This window comes from Pseudomonas sp. EGD-AK9 (assembly GCF_000465935.2).
Taxonomy (GTDB): Bacteria; Pseudomonadota; Gammaproteobacteria; order Pseudomonadales; family Pseudomonadaceae; genus Aquipseudomonas.
This window is the reverse complement of the sequence record NZ_AVOF01000310.1, coordinates 1-3829: the sequence shown is the minus strand read 5'-3', so window position 1 is coordinate 3829 and position 3829 is coordinate 1. Positions and strand designations below refer to the sequence as shown.

General features: G+C 69.0%; 3 protein-coding genes and 1 pseudogene. All 4 read right to left on the bottom strand.

What is annotated here, in order from left to right; all coding sequences use genetic code 11:
- A partial coding sequence (locus N878_RS14780; protein WP_021444400.1) for an EAL domain-containing protein occupies nucleotides 1-2597 on the bottom strand: 2597 nt, incomplete at its 3' end.
- 121 nt (nucleotides 2598-2718) lie between these two features.
- A complete protein-coding gene (locus N878_RS14775) occupies nucleotides 2719-3330 on the bottom strand; it encodes a class I SAM-dependent methyltransferase (RefSeq protein ID WP_021444399.1) in 612 nt (203 codons plus the stop codon).
- 3 nt (nucleotides 3331-3333) lie between these two features.
- On the bottom strand, nucleotides 3334-3672 hold the full coding sequence (locus N878_RS14770; RefSeq protein ID WP_021444398.1) for a DUF5629 family protein: 339 nt from the start codon (nucleotides 3670-3672) through the stop codon (nucleotides 3334-3336).
- Nucleotides 3673-3688: 16 nt separating this feature from the next.
- Nucleotides 3689-3829 (bottom strand): annotated as a pseudogene (locus N878_RS14765) (oxidoreductase); the annotation flags it as partial.

The window sequence follows — 3829 nt, the reverse complement described above, 5'->3', positions numbered from 1 at the left end:
TGCAGGCCCGCGCCCTGGCGCACGCTGGCCGGCGTCGTGCCGTGCAGGCCGAGTTGCTCGGCCGGCTGCGGGGCGCCGTAGAGGTAGCCCTGGAAGTAATGGCAGCCCAGGCGCAGCAGGGCGTCGCGCTGCGCCTGGTTTTCCACGCCTTCGGCTATCACCCGCAGCTCCAGGGCCTGGCCCAGGGCCAGGATGGTGCGCACTATGGCGGTGTCGCTGGCGCTGCCCTGCAGGTCGTGGACGAAGCTGCGGTCGATCTTCAACTGGTCCAGCGGCAGGCGCTTGAGGTAGCTCAGCGAGGAGTAGCCGGTGCCGAAATCGTCCAGCGAGAAGCGCACGCCGTGGGCCTTGAGCTGGCCCATCTTGCCGATCAGCGCCTCGATGTCCTGCACCAGCTGGCTTTCGGTCAGCTCCAGCTCCAGGCGCTGCGGGTCGGCGCCGCTTTCCGTCAGGGCGGCGAGCACGTCGGCGACGAAGTCGGGGTGATGGAACTGGCGTGCGCTGACGTTGATCGCCAGGGTCAGCCCGGTCTGGCGCGGGTCCTGCGCCCAACTGGCCAGTTGGCGGCAGGCGCTGTGCAGAATCCAGCGGCCTATCGGCAGGATCAGCCCACAGCCCTCGGCCAGCGGAATGAACTCGCCCGGTGGCACCAGGCCGCGTTGCGGGTGCTGCCAGCGCACCAGGGCTTCGACGCCGAGCAGTGTGCCGTGCTGGTCGACCTGCGGCTGGTAGTGCAGCAGCAGCTGGCCGTCGGCCAGGGCGCGGCGCAGCTCGTGTTCCAGGGCGGCGCGGGCGGTCAGCGCCTGCTGCATGCGCGGGTCGAAGAAGCGCAGGGTGTTGCGCCCGGCGGCCTTGGCTTCGTACATCGCCAGGTCGGCGTGCTTGAGCAGTTCCTCCGGCCGGTCGTGGGGCTGGGAGAACAGCGCCACGCCGATGCTGGCGCTGCTGTCGTGGCTGTGTCCGGGCAGCTCGAAGGGTTTGGCCAGGGCGCGCAGGAGCTTGTCGGCGACCTGTTCGATGGCGGCGATGGCGGCCTGCGGCTCGGGGTCGAGGTTCTCCAGCATCAGCACGAATTCGTCGCCGCCCAGGCGCGCCAGGCTGTCTTCCTGGCGCAGCTGATCGAGCAGGCGATCGCCGACCTGCTGCAGCAGCAGGTCGCCCATGTCGTGGCCGAGGGTGTCGTTGAGCTGCTTGAAGTTGTCCAGGTCGATGAACAGCAGTGCGCCCTCGCGGCGGTTGCGCGCGCTGCGCGCCAGGGCGAACTGCAGACGTTCGAGCAGCAGGCGGCGGTTGGGCAGGCCGGTCAGCGCGTCGTAATAGGCCAGTTGGTGAATCTGTTCGAGGTTCTTCTTGTGTTCGCTGATGTCGGTGGAGATGCCGCACAGGGCATAGATGCTGCCGTCGGCGGCGCGCAGCGGCAGCTTGACCGAGAGGTAGGTGCGTTCGCGCCGACCGTTGCGGTCGCGGTTGGTTTCCTCGGTTTCCATGCGCTCGCCGGCGAGCACGCGGCGGTCGTTGTCCTGCAGCGCCAGCACGGTCTCGGCGTCGAAGAAGGCGGCGTCGGTCTTGCCGATCACCTGCGCCGGCGGCAGCCCGAACAGCTCGCAGACCTTGCGGTTGGCGTACTGGTAGCGAAATTGCGGGTCCTTGATGTAGATATAGGCCTCGACGCTGTCGAGGATGGTGTTCAGGCGCTCTTCGCTGGCCCTGAGGTGACGGGTCTTGTCCGCCACCTGGCGGCGCAGCAGCAGGCCACCGCCAACGGCCAGCGCCAGCAGCAGGCCGAGCGTCGCCAGGCCCCACCAGAGCAGGGTGGGCACGCGCCAGCGCGCCTGCTCGCCGCCCCAGCGCTGCAGCACCTGGTAGTAGATCGAGTCGGGCGCGTCCTGCCAGACCTGTAGATGCCGGTCGATGGCGCTCAGCAGGTCGGCGTTGCTGCCCTTGCGCGTGGCGTAGAACAGCTGCGCCGGCTGGAACATGATCGGCGTGCCAGTCAGGCGGTAGCTGGGCGCGTTGAAGTCGCCGAACAGATGATTGGCCGCCACCGCATCGGCCTGGCGCGCCACCACCAGCTCGAAGCCCTGGCGCAGGTCGCGCAGCGGAATCATCTGCGCCTGCAGGCCGAAGCTGTACAGCAGGTTCTGCAGGTACTGGTACTGGATCGAACCCTCCAGCGCGGCGATGCGCAGGCCGCGCAGGTCGAGCACGCTGCGCAGCTGCACTTCCTCGTGGCTGTACAGCTGCGACCAGCTGAACAGCGACGGCACGCGGTGGAAATCCAGCACGCGGGCGCGCTCCTCGTTGAAGGCGACGTCCGGCAGCAGGTCGATCTCGCCGTCCTGGGCCAGCTGCAGACACTGCTGCCAGGCGCAGGGCACGGGCTGCAGCTGCCAGCCCTCCTCGCGGGCGATGGCCAGCAGCAGCTCGCCGAGAATGCCCGCGGGCTGGCCCGCATCGTTCTGGAACAGCTTCGGCTCGTTGGCATACAGGCCGACGCGCACCGTGCGGGCCTCGGCCAACAGCGGCCAGGCACCCGCCAGCAGGGCCAGGCACAGGGCGAACGGGCGGAGATGGATGGACGGCGTGGCTGGCTTCATGCGCGAGTCGGCTTCCCTTCGGTGGAGGTCCAACAACCTGAGTTGCAGTATGGCCTGCCGCGGCGAGGATGCGAGCTTGGCAGGCCGTTGAAAAACGTAGGTAGTTTTTCAACGGCCCCTGCTAGTCGGCCCAGCCGCGATAGACATGGGTCATCGGCCGCGGCCCCTTGAGGTAGCCGCTGTCCAGCTGGCGGACATGAAAGCCGCCTGCTTCGATCAGCGCGGGAATGTCGCGGTCCAGGTGGCAGCCGCCGGCCAGCGGTTTCCACCAGGGCGTCAGGCGCTTCTGCCAGCGCAGCACCGGCAGGTCCGGGGCCAGGCCGTGCTCGCCGAACAGCAGGCGACCGCCGGGCTTGAGCACGCGGCGCATCTCGTGCAGGGCCGCCACGGCGTCGGGGATGGTGCACAGGGTGAAGGTGCAGACGATATCGTCGAAGCTGGCGTCCTCGGCCTGGATCTGCCCCAGTTCCAGGGCGATCATTTCCACCGGCACCGCGCAGGCGGCGGCGCGGCTTCTGGCCAGGGCCTGCATCGCGGCGGACGGATCGACGCCGACCACCTTCTCGACGCGCTGCGGATCATAAAACCCCAGGTTGAGGCCGCTGCCGATGCCGATCTCCAGCACCCGTCCGCGCGCCAGGGGCACGAGCTGCGCGCGCACCTTCATCACCTCGCCCATGCCGCAGGCGAAATCGATCAGGTGCGGCAGGATATGGCGCTCGTAAAGGCCCACGGTTCAGGCCTCGTCGGCGTCGTCAGTCTCGTTGTCGCCGCGAAAGGCGGCGAAGCACTTGAGGCTGTGGCTCGCGTCGCTGCCGTCGAGGCGCCAGCTGTCGTCCTCCGCGACGTGCCGGGCGGCCTGCACCGCGGCCAGGGAGAACTGCCACAGGCGGCGCTCGCGACCGTCGATGCAGTGCACCTGCAGCAGTGGCTTGGTCGCGCTGTCGGCGCTGCCGGAGCCGGAGCTGACCTGGGCCAGCAGTTCGGTGTCGAGGTCGAACTGCCAGGCGTGCAGGCCGTCGATCTCCAGCATGTCGGCGTTTTGCAGGGCTTCGATCAGGCTTGTCGGTTGCATTGCTTCGTCCACGGCGTCAGCGCCCCAGGCGGCGCAGGTCGGAGGACTCTATCACGCGCACGCCGTGCTCTTCCTCCAGGGCCAGGCGCCACAGCGCGCGGGCCAGGGCGCAGGCCTCGATGCCGCGGTACTTGCCCGGCAGCCAGCGCAGCAGCGG

Coding starts and splice junctions, on each gene's coding strand:
- N878_RS14770 (WP_021444398.1), bottom strand. CDS start 3,672: ATGCAACCGACAAGCCTGATCGAAGCCCTGCAAAACGCCGACATGCTG.